This is a genomic window from Ruegeria sp. BA12 (genome assembly GCF_056539625.1).
The window spans coordinates 36,731-55,444 of the sequence record NZ_JBQFVF010000005.1; the positions used below are offsets into that span (position 1 = coordinate 36,731).

At 55.7% G+C, this 18,714-nt stretch carries 17 protein-coding genes; 12 read left to right on the plus strand and 5 right to left on the minus strand.

The genetic code is table 11. The features are described 5' to 3' along the window. The first annotated feature begins 1 nt into the window (after position 1). Genes ACR0B0_RS11320 through ACR0B0_RS11340 form a run of 5 tightly spaced genes read left to right on the plus strand, consistent with a single transcriptional unit; the run spans position 2 to position 4,915 of the window. Positions 2-1,369 (plus strand): cbb3-type cytochrome c oxidase subunit I, encoded by a 1,368-nt coding sequence (locus tag ACR0B0_RS11320; RefSeq protein ID WP_170350173.1) that lies wholly within the window; start codon positions 2-4, stop codon positions 1,367-1,369. 5 nt (positions 1,370-1,374) lie between these two features. Next, positions 1,375-2,184 (plus strand): CbbQ/NirQ/NorQ/GpvN family protein, encoded by an 810-nt coding sequence (locus ACR0B0_RS11325; protein ID WP_170350174.1) that lies wholly within the window; start codon positions 1,375-1,377, stop codon positions 2,182-2,184. Between the two features lie 9 nt (positions 2,185-2,193). Continuing rightward, a complete protein-coding gene (locus tag ACR0B0_RS11330; protein ID WP_480647836.1) occupies positions 2,194-4,116 on the plus strand; it encodes a nitric oxide reductase activation protein NorD in 1,923 nt (640 codons plus the stop codon). Next, a complete protein-coding gene (locus tag ACR0B0_RS11335; protein WP_170399987.1) occupies positions 4,113-4,661 on the plus strand; it encodes a cytochrome c oxidase subunit 3 in 549 nt (182 codons plus the stop codon). The genes ACR0B0_RS11330 and ACR0B0_RS11335 overlap by 4 nt, the downstream gene beginning before the upstream one ends. Before the next feature lie 5 nt (positions 4,662-4,666). After that, a complete protein-coding gene (locus ACR0B0_RS11340) occupies positions 4,667-4,915 on the plus strand; it encodes a cytochrome C oxidase subunit IV family protein (RefSeq protein WP_226688857.1) in 249 nt (82 codons plus the stop codon). Between the two features lie 56 nt (positions 4,916-4,971). Here ACR0B0_RS11340 and hemA read toward each other — a convergent pair whose 3' ends face one another. Beyond that, positions 4,972-6,195: a 5-aminolevulinate synthase gene (gene hemA, locus ACR0B0_RS11345; RefSeq protein ID WP_480647838.1), complete on the minus strand. Its 1,224-nt coding sequence runs from the start codon at positions 6,193-6,195 to the stop codon at positions 4,972-4,974. 178 nt (positions 6,196-6,373) lie between these two features. Here hemA and ACR0B0_RS11350 point away from each other — a divergent pair, with 178 nt between their 5' ends. Continuing rightward, complete coding sequence (locus tag ACR0B0_RS11350; RefSeq protein ID WP_170350179.1) at positions 6,374-7,066, plus strand: Crp/Fnr family transcriptional regulator; 693 nt, start codon at positions 6,374-6,376, stop codon at positions 7,064-7,066. Positions 7,067-7,337: 271 nt separating this feature from the next. Here ACR0B0_RS11350 and ACR0B0_RS11355 read toward each other — a convergent pair whose 3' ends face one another. The 4 genes from ACR0B0_RS11355 to ACR0B0_RS11370 form a co-directional block, all read right to left on the minus strand. Next, complete coding sequence (locus tag ACR0B0_RS11355) at positions 7,338-7,835, minus strand: GNAT family N-acetyltransferase (protein WP_480647840.1); 498 nt, start codon at positions 7,833-7,835, stop codon at positions 7,338-7,340. 81 nt (positions 7,836-7,916) lie between these two features. Continuing rightward, a complete protein-coding gene (locus ACR0B0_RS11360; protein ID WP_480647842.1) occupies positions 7,917-8,420 on the minus strand; it encodes an outer membrane protein in 504 nt (167 codons plus the stop codon). A gap of 143 nt (positions 8,421-8,563) precedes the next feature. After that, positions 8,564-8,866: a hypothetical protein gene (locus tag ACR0B0_RS11365; protein WP_480647844.1), complete on the minus strand. Its 303-nt coding sequence runs from the start codon at positions 8,864-8,866 to the stop codon at positions 8,564-8,566. 191 nt (positions 8,867-9,057) lie between these two features. Next, the gene (locus ACR0B0_RS11370) at positions 9,058-10,251 is read right to left on the minus strand and encodes an NAD(P)-dependent alcohol dehydrogenase (protein ID WP_480647846.1); all 1,194 of its coding nucleotides are present in this window, start codon (positions 10,249-10,251) and stop codon (positions 9,058-9,060) included. 402 nt (positions 10,252-10,653) lie between these two features. Between ACR0B0_RS11370 and ACR0B0_RS11375 the strand changes: the two genes are divergently transcribed. From ACR0B0_RS11375 to ACR0B0_RS11400, 6 genes are all read left to right on the plus strand, one after another. Beyond that, on the plus strand, positions 10,654-11,379 hold the full coding sequence (locus tag ACR0B0_RS11375) for a TetR/AcrR family transcriptional regulator (RefSeq protein WP_480647848.1): 726 nt from the start codon (positions 10,654-10,656) through the stop codon (positions 11,377-11,379). A gap of 35 nt (positions 11,380-11,414) precedes the next feature. Beyond that, positions 11,415-11,984, plus strand: a complete 570-nt coding sequence (locus tag ACR0B0_RS11380; protein ID WP_480647850.1) for a chloramphenicol phosphotransferase CPT family protein — start codon at positions 11,415-11,417, stop codon at positions 11,982-11,984. A gap of 942 nt (positions 11,985-12,926) precedes the next feature. Next, positions 12,927-13,322, plus strand: a complete 396-nt coding sequence (locus tag ACR0B0_RS11385) for a hypothetical protein (RefSeq protein WP_170350186.1) — start codon at positions 12,927-12,929, stop codon at positions 13,320-13,322. Between the two features lie 426 nt (positions 13,323-13,748). Next, positions 13,749-15,266: an AMP-binding protein gene (locus tag ACR0B0_RS11390; protein ID WP_480647852.1), complete on the plus strand. Its 1,518-nt coding sequence runs from the start codon at positions 13,749-13,751 to the stop codon at positions 15,264-15,266. A gap of 358 nt (positions 15,267-15,624) precedes the next feature. Next, positions 15,625-17,355, plus strand: coding sequence for a sensor histidine kinase (locus ACR0B0_RS11395; protein WP_480647854.1), 1,731 nt, complete (start codon positions 15,625-15,627; stop codon positions 17,353-17,355). Then, complete coding sequence (locus ACR0B0_RS11400; RefSeq protein WP_170350190.1) at positions 17,352-18,692, plus strand: sigma-54-dependent transcriptional regulator; 1,341 nt, start codon at positions 17,352-17,354, stop codon at positions 18,690-18,692. Before ACR0B0_RS11395 ends, ACR0B0_RS11400 begins: the two co-directional genes overlap by 4 nt. The last annotated feature ends 22 nt before the right edge of the window (positions 18,693-18,714 follow it).

An 18,714-nucleotide genomic window follows, 5' to 3' on the forward strand; every position in this document is an offset into this window, starting at 1 on the left:
AATGAAATACGAATCCCAAAAAATCGCCTACGCCTACTTTGCGGTGGCCATGGCCCTGTTCGTGATACAGGTTCTGGGTGGCCTTCTGGCTGGCCTGATCTATGTATCACCAAATTTCCTGAGCGAGCTTTTGCCGTTCAACATCGTGCGGATGCTGCACACCAATGCGCTGATCGTCTGGCTGATCCTGGGCTTCTTCGGCGCGGCCTACTTCCTGATCCCGGAAGAGGCTGAACGTGAAATCCATTCACCCAAGCTGGCCTATCTACAACTGATCATTCTGGTTGTGGGGACGTTGGGTGTGGTGCTGACCTATACCTTCAACCTGTTCGAAGGAAACTGGCTGCTGGGCAAAGAGGGGCGCGAGTTCCTTGAGCAACCCAAATGGGTCAAGGCCGGCATTGTCGTGGCCGCGCTGATCTTCCTTTACAACGTGTCGATGACCGTTCTGAAGGGCAAAAAGACCGCGATCACCAACATCCTCTTGTTGGGTTTGTGGGGTCTGGCGCTGTTGTTCCTGTTTGCCTTCTACAACCCCGGCAACCTGGCCTTGGACAAGCAATACTGGTGGTATGTTGTTCACTTGTGGGTCGAAGGTGTGTGGGAACTGATCATGGCCTCGATCCTGGCCTACCTGATGCTGAAGTTGACCGGTGTTGACCGCGAGGTGGTTGAGAAATGGCTGTATGTCATCGTCGCTGCAGCGCTGTTCTCGGGCATCCTTGGGACAGGTCACCACTACTACTGGATCGGTACACCAGCGTATTGGCAGTGGATCGGTTCGATCTTCTCGAGCCTTGAGGTGATCCCGTTCTTTGCGATGATGGCCTTTGCCTTCGTCATGGTCTGGAAGGGCCGCCGGGACCACCCCAACAAGGCCGCGTTGCTGTGGTCGCTGGGCTGTGCCACGCTGGCCTTCTTTGGTGCCGGTGTCTGGGGTTTCCTGCATACGCTGCACGGGGTGAACTATTACACCCACGGCACGCAGATTACCGCGGCCCACGGTCACCTGGCCTTTTACGGCGCCTATGTCTGCCTCAACCTGGCGATCTTCACCTATGCCATGCCGATCCTGAAAAACCGTGATCCGTATAATCAGGTGCTGAACATGGGTTCGTTCTGGCTGATGACCAGCGGTATGGTCTTCATGACCTTCGTGCTGACCTTCGGCGGAACCGTGCAGACGCACATGCAACGTGTGATCGGTGACTACTTCATGGACGTGCAGGATCAGATCGCGATCTTCTACTGGATGCGCTTTGGGTCTGGTGTAGTCGTGGTCCTTGGTGCGCTGCTGTTCGTCTACTCGATCTGGGTGCCCCGGAAAGAGGTCATCGAACCCGGCGCGGCCGAAACCCCTGCGGAGTAATGCAAATGGATGGCTCCATACAAATGGGAACGGGGGCGGCAAACGCCCCCTTCTACCTGCCCCAGGGCGATGAATGCGATGTGTTCACCGCCGCCTATAACAACGATCTGCCGGTTCTGCTGAAAGGGCCGACAGGTTGCGGCAAGACCCGCTTTGTGGCCCATATGGCCGCGCAGCTTGGCCGCCCGCTTTATACTGTCGCCTGCCATGATGATCTGGCCGCTGCCGACCTGATTGGCCGCTATTTGCTGAAAGGCGGGGAAACCGTCTGGGTCGATGGCCCGCTGACCCGCGCAGTGCGCGAAGGCGCAATCTGTTACCTGGATGAGGTGGTCGAGGCCCGCAAGGACGTGACCGTCGTGCTTCACCCTTTGACTGACGACCGGCGCATCCTGCCGATTGATCGCACCGGCGAAGAACTGGCAGCCGCGCCCGGCTTCATGCTGGTGGCATCCTACAATCCCGGGTACCAGAATATCCTGAAAACCCTGAAACCTTCGACCCGGCAGCGGTTCATTTCGCTGGAATTCGACTTTCCGTCGCCTGAGATGGAGGCCGAGGTTGTCGCCCAGGAAAGTGGCCTGGCGCTTGAACGCTGCAAACCGCTGATCCGGTTGGCGAACAAACTACGGGGGCTCAAGGGTCAGGATCTTGAGGAAGGCGTTTCTACCCGACTGGTTGTCTATGCTGCGACGCTGATCGCACAGGGTATGTCGACGGACCGCGCCATTCTTGCCGCAATGATCGAACCTCTGACTGATGACGAGGATATCAAACGCGGGCTCCTCGATCTTGTCACGGCTGTCTTTGGGTGAGGCCGGCCAATGGTCAAGATCGATTTTGAGCCATGGGAACCCGAAGAAACGATCGGGAAACTGTGGCACACCCTTGCCAGCCGCCTCGATGCACCTGAGGTGCATGTTGGAGCCGCGGTCGACCTTTCTGAGGTCGCGGGGCGGCTGGCAGTCCTCTTCCGAGGGCTTGGGGGTAGTCCGGGCGTTGAATTACGCCCGGTCTCACCCGAAATTTCACGCCACCGGTTAAGCTGGCGTCGCCGCTTGGGAACTGAGGCCGAGCTGATGCCGCGTGCTTCGTTCGATGGCGAGGTATTGCGCCTGCCGGACCGTCTGGCCGTTTTCCCGGCGCGCGAAGCCAACGGCGCGCTATATGTCTGGCTGGCAGCCGTTTCGGCCCATGCCGACACCCGAATTGATGAGGATGACCCCCTGCGGGCCGACCTGCATGCGCTGATCGCTGCGCGACAGATGGTCGAGGCCACGCTGGAAAACGCGCCCGGCTTGCTCCCCCTTTATACCGAACTGTGCAAGGGTCTGCTGCACCAACGTGATATCCCTAACCTGCCGCCGGTCGAAGCCGCGCTAGAAGAACTGGTTCGCCATATGCTGGGTGATCCGGCATCGCTGTCTGCCAAGGCGGAACAGCTGCTGGAGCTGGATGACAGCCTGTCTGCTCCGCGCGGGTATCAGCGTTTTCGCCCGGTCCCCCTGTGGCCCGAACTGCGCGCCGTCGGGTTTTCGGAACATAACGAGGTGGAAAACCCCGATACAGATGGCCCGCCCGAGGAATCGGGTGAGAAAACCCACCGCGCCCGCCGCCGTAAATCTGATCAGGCCGAACGGAAAGACAGCCTGATCCTGCACAAATTCGAGGCGATCCTCAGTTGGGCCGAGTTTCTGAACCTGAACCGCCGGGTCGATGATGACGATCCCGACAATGCCAAAAAGGCGGCCGACGATCAGGAAGAGATCGGGCTGGGCCAAATCTCGAAGGCACCGCCCACCAAGCTGAAGCTGCACCTGGATCTGGCGCCCGAGGATGTGAATCGCGAGCGTCTGTCGGGCCGTATCCTTTATCCCGAATGGGACGTGCGCACCGGTCAGTACTTGCCAGACCACGTGAATGTCCTGTTGTCGGATGCCGATATCCGCGAAGACGCAGCCGAGTTTGGCAAGGACCCGGCCACTGCCCGCCGCATCCGCGCGGTGAAGCGCCAGTTCGAGGCGCTGCGCCCCGGTCGGGTTATGACACGCGGCCATCTGGACGGCGACCAGTTGGATATCGAAGCCGCCGTGCGTGCCGAGACTGAACGTCGGGCTTGTGGGGAAGCCAACGAGCGCATCTGGCAGCAATCCCGTCCCGAAGCTCGCGATCTGGCGGTCTCGATCCTGCTGGATGTCAGCCGATCCACCGAAAGCGCAGTCACAGGCCGCGCCGTGATCGATATTGAACGCGAGGCGCTGGCCGCGTTGGCGTGGGGGTTGAATGCTTGTGGGGATGACTTTGCGATCCACGCCTTCAGTTCTCTGAAACGTCAGCGTGTCTATGTGCAGCGCTGCAAGCGGTTTGATGAGCCAATGGGCGGAACGGTCGAACAGCGAATCGCGTCACTGCGCCCGGGGCATTACACACGGCTTGGGGCGGCAATCCGGCATTGCTCGGCCGATTTGGCGGATCAATCGAGCAAGCGCCGGCTGCTGCTGGTGATCACCGATGGCAAGCCGAACGACCTGGATCACTATGAGGGTCGCCATGGTATCGAAGATACGTGCATGGCCGTCCGCGAAGCGCGTCGCGCCGGGCAATCGGTCTTTGGTGTCACCATCGACAAAACCGGCAAAAGTTGGTTCCCGCGTATGTTCGGGCAAGGCGGTTTTGCGGTGATCCCTGACCCGCACCGTCTGACGATGGCTTTGCCGCAAATCTATCGCCAACTGGTCGGCGCATGAGCGATGCTTCTGTGATCGACGAGCTTCCGGGCGAGTTGCTGATGTGGGTTCTGATCGTCTCGGAACTGCTAGTGTTCGGCGCTGGGATGATCGCCTTTATGGGCGTGCGTCTGACCGACCCGGCGGGTTTTGCCGAGGCGCAGTCACATCTGCATCGCACTGGAGCGGCGTTTAACACAGCGGTTCTGGTCACATCGGGGTATCTGGCCGCACAGGCGCTGCACTGGCGACAGGTCGCGCGGCGCGCGGCGGCGCGCATGGCCTTGATCGGCGCGGCCCTTCTGGGCGTTGTTTTCCTGATCATCAAAGGCACGGAATACGCGGATAAAATGGCGCAGGGGATCAATTACGAAACGCACCCCTTCTTCCTGTTCTACTACCTTCTGACTGGTTTTCACGCGGCCCATGTTCTGGCCGGGGTCGGCATTCTGTTACTGGTGTCCTGGCGGGATGACGCACGCAATATCGAGGCGGGCGCACAGTTCTGGCACATGGTCGACCTGGTCTGGATCATGCTTTTTCCGGTGATCTATCTGTTGGGATGAGGGCGATGGGGGACAACACTCTGACACGGGCCTGGCTTGCCCTTTTGGGGCTAAGTGTCGGCTCAGCGGTATTGACCTTGTTGCCGGTGCCGGCTGCGGTCATGGGGGGTGGGATTCTGTTGCTTGCGCTGATCAAGACGCGCGTAATCCTTGCGCAGTATCTGGACCTTGCTAGAAGCCCAGCCTGGTTGCGCGGATTCACCATGGTTCTAACCGGCTTTTCGGTGCTGATCTTTGCCCTCTACCTCGTTTGAAGCAGAAAAAAGCCGCCCGATCTGGGCGGCAGTTTTTCAAGCAAGGAGCGCTTTGTTTACTGGGCGGCCATCGGCATCCGCGCGATCTGGCAGCGTTGCCATAGGGCCGACAGCGCGCCGACCAGATGTTCGATATCTTCGTCCGTATGCACCGGAGAAGGGGTGATCCGCAGACGCTCGGTTCCTTTGGGGACAGTGGGGTAGTTGATCGGCTGGATGTAGATGCCGAACTCTTCAAGCAGCGTGTCCGAGATGAATTTGCATTTCACCGGATCACCCACCATCACCGGGATGATGTGGCTGGGGTTGGGCAGATGCGGAATGCCTTCGGCATCCAACCGGGCACGCACCTGCGCCACGCGGGACTTCTGCTGATCGCGTTCGGTATTCGACTGTTTCAGGTGCCGGATCGAGGCCGCAGCGCCCGCCGCAATCGACGGGGGCAAGGCGGTGGTAAAGATAAACCCGCTGGCAAAGCTGCGCACAAAATCACAAAGTGCGGCTGAGGCCGCGATATAGCCACCAACCACACCAAAGGCTTTGCCCAACGTGCCCTCGATCACGGTCAGTCGATCCATCAGACCTTCGTGTTCGGCAATGCCGCCACCGCGCGGGCCGTAAAGACCGACGGCATGAACCTCATCCAGATAGGTCATCGCGCCGTATTTGTCGGCCAGATCGCAAATCTCTTGGATCGGCGCGATATCTCCGTCCATCGAATAGACGGATTCAAAGGCGATCATCTTGGGGGCGTCAGGATCGGCAGCAGCCAGCTTCGCCTCAAGGTCTTCAAGGTCGTTGTGCTTCCAGATCACCTTTTGCGCGCGCGAATGACGGATGCCTTCGATCATCGAGGCGTGGTTCAGCGCGTCCGAGAAAACGATAAGGCCGGGGATTTTCGCAGCAAGGGTGCCAAGGGCCGCCCAGTTCGAAACATAGCCAGAGGTGAACAGAAGCGCGGCCTCTTTGCCGTGCAGATCGGCCAGTTCGGCCTCAAGCAGGACGTGATCGTGTGTGGTGCCCGAGATGTTCCGGGTGCCGCCAGCACCAGCGCCGCACCGGTCCAGCGCGTCATGCATCGCCCCGGTCACCGCCGGATGCTGCCCCATGCCCAGATAGTCGTTTGAACACCAGATCCGCACATCGCGCTGCACTGATCCGTCGGTTTGACGTGCGTTTGGGAATGATCCGCAGCGGCGTTGCAGGTCGATAAAAACACGATAGTTTCCTTCGTCCCGCAGATCGTCCAGGCTCTGGGTGAAAAATCGCTCGTAGTCCATTATACTGGCTCCCCGGATTGCTGGCTTTGGGCCGAATTTATGCCCATGGTGACGCCTAAGACATGACAATAGTCAAGTTGAAGCAGGAAAAGGCTGGCGCGCCGGGCAGAGCTTTGGCATAGCCTTGCGAAAAAGGACGTACCGGTCGGACGATCGACCAGGGAAAAGGGGAAACTCCGTGGCACACGAAGCACAAAAAGCGATCGCGCGGCAATCGCTTTTGCTCAAGAGTTTGCCGGACCAGCATGTCGATACACTGCTGAGCCACGCAATTTGGCGTAGCTATGATCGGGGCGAAACGATCTTTCTACAGGAAGAAGAGGCCAAGGCCGTCCACGTAGTTCTTGCCGGTTGGGTCAAGTTGTTCCGCATGTCCCCAACGGGGGCCGAGGCAGTGGTCAGCGTCTTTACCCGCGGCGAAAGTTTTGGTGAGGCCGTCGCGCTGCGAAACGTCCCTTACCCCGTTTCTGCCGAGGCCGTTTCGGCCTGCGACGTGATGCATATCCCAAGCCCTTTGCTGTTGTCGTTGATGAAAGAAGACCCCGAGATCGGCGTTTCCATTCTGGCGTCCACGTTCACGCATCTGCATTCGCTGGTTGCACAGCTGGAGCAGCTCAAGGCGCAGACGGGTGCGCAGCGGGTGGCAGAGTTTCTTCTGAACCTGTGTGACGCCAAACCCGATGGCTGCGACGTAGAGCTACCTTATGACAAAATGCTGATCGCCGGGCGTCTAGGGATGAAGCCGGAAAGCCTTAGCCGGGCGTTTTCGCGGTTAAAAACGGTTGGTGTGCAAATCAACCGCAACCACGCCGTAATCTCTGATATCGAGCGCCTGCGGGATTATGCTGAAAGTGATCCGTCGGACAAATGATCAGCCCGACGGGCGTTTCGGGTTTTCCGCGGGGGGCTGAGGATGCTGGTCCTTGTCTGACTGAGGTTTTGTGCCCCCGTATTGCCGCGCATGGGTTGCGACAACCCGGCCCGTGATCCGGTATTTCCAACAGATAAAAGAAGACAGGGCTGCGTTGCGCCCCTTGATACCGGGACAATCAAAAAGCAAAGGATGTTGGGGATGACGGTCTGATCGGGCGACTGATGAAGGTGACCCTCGCTCGAATGGTCCGGGGAGTTGTTTGCGCAGCTCAATGGTACCTGTAGACGAGATCATTGGGGTCATTTCGCTCGGCATTTGAATCCAAAATTCCTCCAAGCCGCTCAGCAAGGCGGCAGGAGCGGAAGTTGTTCGGATCGATATAACTGACGAGCGACTGGGTTACGTTCCATGTACAGGCCCAATCTCGCAGCGTTCGCGCAGCTTCAAACGCATAGCCTTTTCCTTCGGCATCAGCATAGACAAACCAGCCCAATTCGGGTTCGGGGAAAAGCGGTCCGGAGTTGATGCTAACCTGCCCAAGGCACGCTCCTGAAACACGGTCTTCCATCATCAGTGCCCCGTGCCCCATGAGGGTCCACTGAGCTATGTCATGACAGAAAATCCCCCAGGTCATGCGGTCAGAGACCGGGCCTCCCATGAACTTTGAGCGCTCTGATGTCATCAGCGCAAGATAGTCGGGCCAGTCTGCCACTATAGGTGGTCGAAGTAGCAGTCGTTCAGTCTCAAGCGTTGGTATTTCAGTCACCTGGTGGCTCCCGGGAATTGAATTATGAGTGGGGGGCAATTGACTGTCCCCCGCTTGTGTCAGGCTCTCAAACGCCTTCTGTCAGAACTTGTAAGACACCCGAAGCGCGACAGAGTCAGCTGTGATGTCGTCAGCTGACGTGTCATATGTGTCTCGCAGGTACTCAAGGCCGACCAGAACTCTGTCCGTTGCGCGATACGTAACGCCAACGCCAGCAGAGTAGCCATCTTCACTGATGGAACCGCCATCGATGTTCGCATATCCAATGACGCCGTACAGATACGTCCGGCCAAATACGTGTCCGCCTTTGAACTTCAGGCGTATCGTATCGACCTTTTCGGTTTTGTTGTCAGACACAAGCTCAGCGCCCGCATCATAAGTCAGTTCACCGCCAACTACATAGCCGTCAAAATTATGAAGATATCCGGCGTGGAGGCCCAACGCTGCGTTTCCGTTATCGTTTTCGTCTTGGGAAACATCAACCGTGGATAGCTGCAAACCAGCATTGAAGCCGGTCCAGCCTTCGTCTGCCAAACACATTGTGGGAGCCATAGCGGCCAGTGTGATCAATGTTATAGTCTTCATTTTTAGTCCGTTTTCTTGTTTGTGTGGACAGGGGTATCTGCCCGCTGAACCTGCACTATGGTTCAACGGGGATGGCTTGCTGTTCGTCGGGGTGTTGGATGTAACGCCGGCCTGTTGCAGGTCGGCGGTGACCCACCCTCAGATCAAAGGATGGGTTTGTGCTTGCTGGTCAGTTGCAGCAGTTTTCCCGCGTCGTCATATCGTGCAGTGACGAGAACCCGCCGCGCATGGGCCACTTCCAAAGGCCCACCGACAACCTCCCAGAGCCCGAAGGTAAAGAGGTCCAGCGTTCCGTGGCCTGCCGCCCGAGCAAGGTTTGGCTTTGTCCGGGGTTCGACGTCATAGACGGCCACCCAATCACCATTGGCTTGTTGCTGTAGCTGCTCAGGCGACCCCAACTGCCGTTCGACATCCATCCGGGTGGCCTCCTGGCTGACTACGCTCAAGTCTGGACCATCACTGCCTTTTGCGGCCATGTTTGCTGCACACCCGCTCAGCGCGACACCAAGGGTAAACGCGACCACTATTGACCGCACGGGCCAAACACAGTTCGCTGTGCATTGAGCTGGAGTGCTTTCGTTGCGAGGGGATTCCGAAGAATTAGGATTTCCCGATCCCGGAAATTTCCAGAGGTTTTTCATATTATTACCGTATCTTGATTGGGTTGTGAGTTTTGCCAGAACAATGACCGATTGAGTTGCGCTTCAGGTCTAAAACCGATTGCAGCCTGGCCTGGTTGTTTTTCGGCCTCAAAGTTGATGACGATCCGACCTCTTGTCCGATGGGACATCAGAGTTCTGATTGCGGCCCGGATTTGCGGCAAATCGAATGGAATCTCGGCTTCAATTGGAGAGCGTATGTTGTGCTTTGCGATGCTCAGTATTGCTGCATAGGCGTTGTTCCGTGGCAAGGAGGCACAAAAACGATACCGAGGACCGCGGAACCGTGTTGCGATACTGCGGCAAGTAACGTGGCCGACACCCAGAAGAAACTCGCCCCTGGATAACTTGCGTTCACCAATGTGGCGTATGGGGCCAACAATCGTGACGAACCGGCCTTTGCGTTTGAGTATTCGGTACGCTGCGGCCTCGATGTCCCGACCGCCTACCAGATCAAAGACCCTGTCGTAGGTGTTTTTGCCCTGCGAACCAAAACTGGTGACGTTGTAGTCGATCGTGTGATCTGCACCCAACGTGCGCACCAGATCGGCATTCGCGCCGCTGCAAACCCCGGTCACGATTGCGCCCTTTGATTTGAGAAACTGAACCATCATGGATTCGACGGCACCCGATGCCCCAACAACGAGGCAATGGTCACCTTTTTCGACGCGTGCGGTGTTGATCGCACCCCACGCAACACAACCCGATAGTGTCGCGGCTGCCGCCTCGACATGAGACAAGGCCGGGGGTTTGAGCATCAGATAGTCGTGCGAAACGCATCTGTATGTTGCCCAAGACCCGCTATCGCCAAGCTCGTTGGGTACGACGATCACTTCGTCTCCAACATTGAACCGGGTTGCGTCCTGACCAGTTGCGACAACGACCCCTGACACCAAAGTCCCCATGACGTAGGGGGAATTTGCCGAAGCGCGTTTAGGCCCGAAGAAACGACCAAGAGCGGTACCCTGAGCCGCATAAATTTCATCGACATGCAGTGATGAAGCGAACAGCTGAATCGCGACTTGGTGGCGCGAAGGTCTTGGCACGGGCACGTTCACCAATTGCAATGTTTCCGCGACATTCCCAGGCTCAGGCAACTCTGTCAAAGCGATTGCCGTCATGCTTTTGGCTGCGCGGTAAACCGTAGAAAGCGCTCTTACATTGTCCAACATGTTTCTCTCCTGAGAGGTTTGGATCAATTGAGGGAGAACGGATTTACGAGCCAAGTCTGCGGACTTGTTTGAGACAAAGATCGCCTAGCTCCGTCCCAGTCCAGGGAAAGCCTGACCAGAAGTTCAAGCAAATCCCGGATACCAGCCAGCCGAGATGTTTGGCGTAGCTCGGATATTGAAATATCCCTGCAGACAAGAGCATTCATGGCATTCGATCCTGTGTAGTAGACACAACTCAACTGGGCGCGCGAAGCGTTGTAGCTTGCGGTCTTGGGCTGCATCAGCGCATCATTTAATTCGGGGCGGCAGGTGAATTTCGTTGTCCTGCCAGATGAGTCGGGATATAAACCGACCGCGGGTCTGTAATTGCAGACCGTCGGTCGGTTTGCAAGAGGAAAATGTATGAAACCTACGAAGCGGAAGAATATGCAGCCAGAGGCGCGGCGCGCGCAGTTACTGGGGTGTGCGCAAATGTTGTTCTTTTCGAAAGGTTTCGAAGATACGACCATTCAGGATGTACTGAATCTGGCCGGTGTTTCGAAAGGTGGCTTTTATCACCACTTCAAATCCAAGGATGAGCTTTTGTTCGGGGTATTGGATGGCATGGCAGAAGGCGTGTTCGCGCAAATGTCTGTTGTTGCCTCTGACGAGAAATCTTCGGCACTCGATCTGTTGCATAACTTCACCCATCTAAGGGCAAACTACCTGCGCGAGCATGACTACCCAGGCCAGGTCGAGATGTTCAAGATCATGAACCAGGACAAAAACCTGTTCCTGCTCGAACAATTCAAGCGCAGGGTCAGAACTGGTGCCATGCCGGTCCTGACCAAAATCATCCAGAAGGGCTGTGACGAAGGAACGTTCACTGTCGCCGATGTCGATACGGCGGCAGAGCTTATACTCTTCCTTATGAACTTCTTTGATTTTGCATTGCTGCGCGCCATCGACGCCCGGGGAACTGACATAGCAGATGAAGCCGCACGCAATTTACAGGCGGCGATCGATATGCAATTTCTAACACTCGACCGAATTCTGGGTCTGCCGGATGGGACAACAGATTTTGGATGGCCGGAAGCGGTGGATGTTACGATGGAAACTGTGCCTTCACCCCCTTCCACAGCCAAATAACGGACCTTGGCAGCGATCATTCAGTCACGAGACCTATGGCGACAGTAATTCTCCTAAACGGAGTAGGGAGCGTTGGTAAAAGTTCTATCGCAAAAGCGCTTCAGAACATTACGACACTACCGTTCCTTCACATCGAAATGGATGCCTTCCTGGCAATGTTGCCAGAGCGGCTTGCTGGTGATCCAGATGGATTGAGTTTTGAAAAGCGTGTGGTGGGCGGGAAAGCAGTGACCTTCGCGCGGGTCGGGCCAACAGCCAGTCGCGCACTTTCCGGAATGCGCCGTTCAGTTGCTGCAATGGCGCGCGTCGGGAATAATTTGATTGTTGACGAGGTGTTGTTTGGAAACACGGAAGCCGGGTCTGCGAGCGCGGTAGCTGAATATCAAAGCTTACTGGAGCCGTATGATTTTTACATGGTTGGTTTGTTTGCTTCGCTGGACGTGCTGGAGGCACGGGAACGAAAGCGAGGCGACCGGACGCTCGGGCTTTCCAGATGGCAATTCGAGCGTGTTCATGATGGGATGAAATATGACTTATCGGTGAATACAGAAGATGCCTCGCCAATTGCATGCGCAGAGTTGATAAAGGCAAAATTGAACCTGTAGGTTGCGAAGATACACAATCCCATCGCTGACCACGTCAATATGACCACCAATGCGAACGATCATCCGACCCTCGCTCAATCAACCCAACGTCTCGGCGCATGTGGTCGGACAATGGCGTTAAAGTGTTGGGATTTCCTACTGAGCCATTTCTTTTTCGAACATCTCCTGAGTGTTGCCAAATTCGACGCAACTGACGGGCGCAGAACTCCAAAATACTTCGTGGGGCACGGTGGGAATCATAGTGCATGTTTCAAGCTTTCGATTTCAGGTACAGCTAATGCGTCCACGAAATGGGTGTCGTGGAGCGACCGGCGTTTTTGTTTTTTAGTACTCACGAGGCGAGAGGGCGGTCAGGCTTTAGTGGCTTTCCGAATCCATCAATACAGACCGTAGGTCTGTATATCTAGACCGGCGGTCGGTTTGTAAAGTGAATTCAGCACTCACCAAAACATTTGTCAGTCCCGGAACAAAGATTCCATCTGCACCAGCCGTGGCATAGGCTGCCGCGCTCTAGAGCTTCTCCGACAAGTATTTCATGCGTGACGGGTTGCTTCGCGCGATGCACGAGTGGGCCGCAGCAAACGCAGATAAGCTGGTCTATCCGAGGTGAAGTTGGTTTGATGTGAGCTGGAAATGTCTGCTTTCGGGAAGCTGCACTGCAACACCACAGCCCTTGGCCAACGTCTCTTTTGGGTCGTGCCACGTCGCAGCCTGGGGTATTATTGCTTCGGTCGCTGTGCTGAAGTCGAATGTCCGCTACAATGCTCAAACTCTTAACGGATTCAATTAACTTCTAGCCGTTCGATGCCAATGATTTGGGGCAACGTAGTGGTCTGTGGATGCCGGTGTTTCCTTGTCTTTGACCCGTGTTGAGACACGCTTGTTGAGAACAGTGAACCCAAAATGTATTTTAGGTCGGATTGCGAACGAAGGGAAATCTTCATGATCAGGACTTCTGCGCTGGCGCTGTTTGCTTTCTTCTCGGCAACCTCGGCATTCGCAACTGTTGAGTTGTATTGCGAAGCCCCTGATGGATCAGGCGCAGTTGTTGCTGTCGGATTGGGAACTGTCCCTGGACTCGCGGTCGTGAGTGCGACCATTCACGCAGACAGCAAACACTGGAGCTTAACAGAAGTTGATGGTGCGATACCAATCATCGTGGCGCAGGGGGCCGATGTCGATATGCACACTGTCATCGACTTCGCCGATCCTGAATATAGCCGGATCGTTGCCTCGGTTCGATTGATAACAGCCGTCGAAGGTGACGATTTCGTCACCGTGGGCACACTCACGATACCAGAAGTCGGTGCCTTCCCGCTGATCTGCGAAGGGCCGTAGCCGTCCGATATTTCGCGATACTCGGAGGTCAACTCGGCGGAAGCGGTCATCTCAAATTATGCTTTACTCGAATGTCTGAAATGGGCCGTTGGCGTCGCAAACTGAAGCCGAAACTATGCAGATGCTGCGCAACACCCGATGGTTGCTATGTAACACAAACCGAGCTTTGGTTCGGGACAAATGGACCACTCACGTTGCGCTGATGTTCGCGTAATTTCCAACGTGGAAATTCGACCTGTTTAAGTGCAAGGTAATTAAGGGCTGCACTTGGAGGAATACGTTTTGATGGAAACGAGTTCTGACACTGAGACTTCCCCAGAATACTCCAAAACGGTGGAGAAATTTGACCTGGAGCTGGTAAAGTCTTCCTTTTTTGGCAACTTCAGCGACGGGATAAATGCATGCGTAGAATGTTGTGACGCCCATTTGCAGGGCAATCCCCGTGCTTTGAACTGGGTTGCATTGGATGGGCACCATGAGACGCGCAATTTTGCAGAGTTGCGCGAAGAAGCTGCGCGTTTCGCCAACTTGCTGGAAGAACAAGGCATCCAACCCGGTGACATCGTGGCAGGCCTGTTACCTCGCACCCCGGATCTTGTGACAGTTGTTCTCGGCACCCTCTTGGCTGGCGCGGCCTATCAGCCTTTGTTTACAGCCTTTGGGCCCAAGGCCATTCAGGACCGTTTGACCATGAGTGGCGCGAAGTTGGTTGTGACTGACGCCGCGAACCGCATCAAGCTCGACGGAGTGGAAAGTTGTCCGCCTGTCGCGACGATTGTGGAAGCGAGACAAGGGGTTATTGCGGGAGACATTGATTTCCGCCAGGTGATGGCCGCGCAATCGCCTGAGTTCGTCCCTGTTTTGCGGAACGGCGATGATCTGATGTTCATGATGGCGACATCTGGAACTACAGGTCCCGCCAAAGGAGTGCCCGTGCCCCTAAAGGCTCTGGCTGCCTTTCGATCTTACATGGTCGAAGGGATCGGCCTGCAACATGAGGATGTTTTCTGGAATATAGCCGATCCAGGCTGGGCCTATGGACTCTACTATGCATTGATCGGCCCGCTACTATTGGGACATGCAACCACTCTGGTCGAAGGGCCTTTCACAGTGGACAGTACATATGACGTGATTTCGAAATTGGGCGTGACTAACTTTGCAGGCGCGCCTACTGCGTTTCGACTAATCATCGCCGCGGGAACCGAGCGCGCGTCACAGTTGCGCGATCAGATCCGTTGCATCAGCAGCGCAGGCGAGCCACTGAACCCCGAAGTCATCCGTTGGTTCGAGACCGAACTGAATGCGCCGATTAAGGATCATTATGGGCAGACGGAAACGGGTATGCTGGTGAATAATCATCACGGGCTCGAACATCCGGTACGCCCGGGATCGGCTGGCTATGTGATGCCAGGATACAGGGTTGAGGTTCTGGCTGAGGACGGCAGCATCGCCGACTTCAATGAGCCAGGTCAATTGGCCGTCAACATTGCGGATTCACCTCTCTTGTTCTTTAGCGGCTACCTAAACATGGGCACCAAATCGATCGAGAACGGATACTACCTTACTGGGGACACAGTGGAGCGGGATGAACACGGATGTATAACGTTCGTTGGTCGGAACGACGACGTTATCACCTCTTCGGGTTATCGCATCGGACCGTTTGACGTTGAAAGCGCTCTGATCGAACATCCCTCTGTAACGGAAACGGCGGTCGTAGGCGTTCCTGACAAGGAACGGACCGAAATAGTGAAAGCGGTAGTCGTACTGGCGGATGGCACAGAAGGTAATGATGCGTTGGCCGCGGAGTTGAAGGACTATGTCAAACAGCGCCTTTCTGCTCACGCCTATCCTCGGCTTATCGAATTCGTCAAAGAACTGCCGAAGACACCCAGCGGTAAAATTCAGAGATTTTTGCTTCGCCAAGCGAATGTCAGCGGTGCGTGATCAAGCCTCTCGAAGGCAAGATCCTTCGTTCAACTGCATGCCAATTCGACCAGGCAGAGAACGACGGTTTATCCCGCGTTGTGTAAGTTCGGTTTGAACGGGATTTTGCGTTCGCGGCGAAAGTCTGCAATGCGGGCTGCGACCGCAGCATCGAAACAAAGGGTTGGATGTCGGCTCTGGGCCGAATCTGCTTGCGGAATGCAAATAGTTGTTTCGGCATGTTCGTTCATTGCTTCGCGTTCTCTAATTACTCGGTCATTCTTGTTTGGCCTAAACATCCAAATGTTAGTTTAGTACTCTTGGGATGGACGGCTAATACCTGCTGTGATCCTATGCCGTCGCAGTTCATGGGCATTCGATGCGATCAGCTTCGTATATTGTAGGTATTTTGATAGCCATTGCCGCCAGCATTGGCCTTTATTTGGTTTCTTACCAGTACTTCGTTTCGGAGGAGCTTTCGAAAGCTCAGGGCCGGCTCTCTCTTTACCAAAGCTCGGTAAACAGCGAACTCGAACGATTTTCCCACCTCACATATGTGCTGTCACAGGATTCCTTTGTAATTGGAACAGCTGAAGGAGACGGTACCGGTACTTTGAACCGACGCCTCGAGGATTTTGCGGAACAGGCGGGGCTGGATGCGATCTACTTGATGGACGAAGACGGGATCACGATTTCCGCATCGAACTACCGCGACACTGGGAGCTTTGTTGGCCAGAACTACGCTTTCCGTCCGTATTTCCAAACTGCCATTTCTGGTAAACAGGGCCGCTTCTATGCCATCGGGGCAACGACTGGTCTGCCAGGATACTTCATCGCCAACGCAGTGCTTGACGACCAAGGCGCTTCAACTGGCGTCATAGCGATTAAGATCGATTTCTCCAATCTTCAGGATAGTTGGAAAAACTCGGGCGAACAGGTTCTTTTGGCCAATGAAGACGGCGTCGTTCTGCTTTCTTCGAACTCGAACTGGCAATATCGCGCGTTGACGCCATTGTCAGAACTACAGCAAGAACGGATTCGAGATGCCAGGCAGTTTCCGGGGCAAGACTTAGATGCGTTGGACTGGATTGAGTTGCCGGGAGATCAGGCCAGAATTGCGGGGACGAAGCGCCTGCATCTTGCAGCTACGGATTTACCCGATGGCTGGTCGCTTCACTATTTTGCAAGTGACGATCAAGCCGTTGCGCGCAGTTGGCTTGTAACAGCAGTTTTTGTCCTTTTGGCGGGGCTTACATTTATCTTTTTCCAGATACAACGCGCAAGGCGCGTAAGCGCAGCCTTGGTGCGGTCCGAAGAGGAAGAAGCAAAGCTACGCGAGGCAAATGAAAGGCTCGCTATCGAAATCGACGACCGCAAGACAGCCGAGCGGAGCCTCCAACGCACTCAGGGCGAGTTGGAGCGCGCAAGCCGATTGGCGGCTCTGGGGCAATTATCCGCGTCGGTCACGCATGAACTGGGCCAGCCCATCGCTGCGATGCGCAATCACCTGGTGGCAGAAGAGATTTCATCTTCCGGTGAGTCCAAGCTACCCCAAAAAATTGGAAGTCTGGTCGACAGGATGGAAGGGATCACGCGCCAATTGCGGTTCTTCGCGCGCTCAGAGAGCGAGGCGTTCGACGACGTAGACTTATGCACTTCGGTCAATGCTGCGTTGGCTCTGGTTGCGCCAAACATCGAGCAGGGCAAGGTGAAAATCTCAGTTGATGCGCCGACCGGTCCGGTTTTTATCCGGGGCAGTGCACTGCGGATCGAACAGGTCATCACTAATCTTTTGCGCAATGCGATTGACGCGATGGACGAAGCGGATGCACCTGAAATCCATATCGCTGTCATAGCTACTTATGATGAAGCGGTGTTGGAAATTCAGGACAACGGTCACGGGTTGGGTGAGGCAACGCTGGCTGAGTTGCAAGAGCCATTTGTAACCACAAGAGAGAGCGGGAGAGGCATGGGCTTGGGACTGGCCATTTCCACCAGCATTGTCAAAGATCACGATGGCAAGATGACGGCCCGAAATCGTGATGGCGGCGGAACAGTTTTTCGTGTCACCTTCCCGATGGCCTCAATTACTAACGAAACGAACGAATGACCCAGCGGCAACCCTTTAAAGTTCTGGTCGTCGATGATGACAAATCAATGAGACAGTCTCTTCTCGAGTTGCTCGAAGCCGCCGGCTGGACTGTTAGCGCCCTGTCGCGCGCGACCCACGTGATGGAGTATCTGGCCAGCGCGTCGCCCGATGTCATTCTGTCCGATGTGCGTATGCCGGGTATGTCGGGGCTTGATTTGCTGGCCAGTCTGGACAGACAAGTGGCGCCTCCGGTGGTATTGATTTCGGCACATGGTGACATCCCGATGGCGGTTCAGGCCATACAGGACGGGGCGTACGGGTTCATCGAAAAGCCATATGAACCACGGCGATTGCTTACGGTCCTGAGGCACGCAGCTGAACAAAACAGAATGCGGAGAAGCAATGCCCGCCTCAAAGACCGGCTGTTCAAACTGTCAGGCCTTGACCGCATCCTGCTGGGCCAAACAGACGCCATTACAGACTTGCGACAAGAAGTACTTGATCTTGCTGATACATCGGTTGCGGTTTTGTTGCAGGGAGATACGGGCACCGGGAAAGAGCTGGTTGCTCACGCTTTACATGATTTGGGCCGCTCGCCGGAGGCACCGTTTCTGGCACTGAATTGCGCTGCATTGTCGGCCGATACGTTTGAAGCGGAAATGTTCGGCATCGCGGGTGAATCCGACGGAAGGCTTGCGGCGGCGTCGGGAGGGACCTTGTTTCTGGACGAAATCTGCTCGTGCCCACCAGCGGCGCAGGCCAAGCTACTAAGGGTCATCGAAGATCAGCAGGTGCTGCCGGTGGGGGCTGTGTCACCGGTGCCGGTAAGCTTCAGAGTCGTGTCAGCAACCAACGAAGACGTTGTACTGGCAGCAGACGAAGGCCGCTTGCGTCAGGACCTTTTGTTTCGATTGAATACTGTCGTCCTGTCTCTACCTCCGCTACGTCAAAGACGGGATGATCTGGTTCTTTTGGCAACGCATTTCTTGAACGAATACGCAAAGGTTTATGAGATAGACGCGCCAGAACTCGATCAGGACGATTTGGCCGCTCTGCTTTCACATAGCTGGCCCGGCAATGTGCGTGAATTGCGCCATGTCTGCGAACGGCGCATTTTGGCGGCCCGACGCGGAGGAGGGTCGGTGGCGCAGGCCATCCAAAGCGATCAGCACTTCGACGAAGTGCCGGATACCCTACGCGAAGCGGTTGCTGCTTTTGAACGCGAGCTCATCGGCAAAGCCATCAAGGCGCATAAAGGCCGCATGGATGCCGCCGCCGAAGCGCTTGGAATCGGCCGACGGACGCTCAACGAAAAGATCGTCAAACTCGGTCTCGATAAAGAGGCGCTGTTGTAAGCGAAACCACTCTGCGGATATC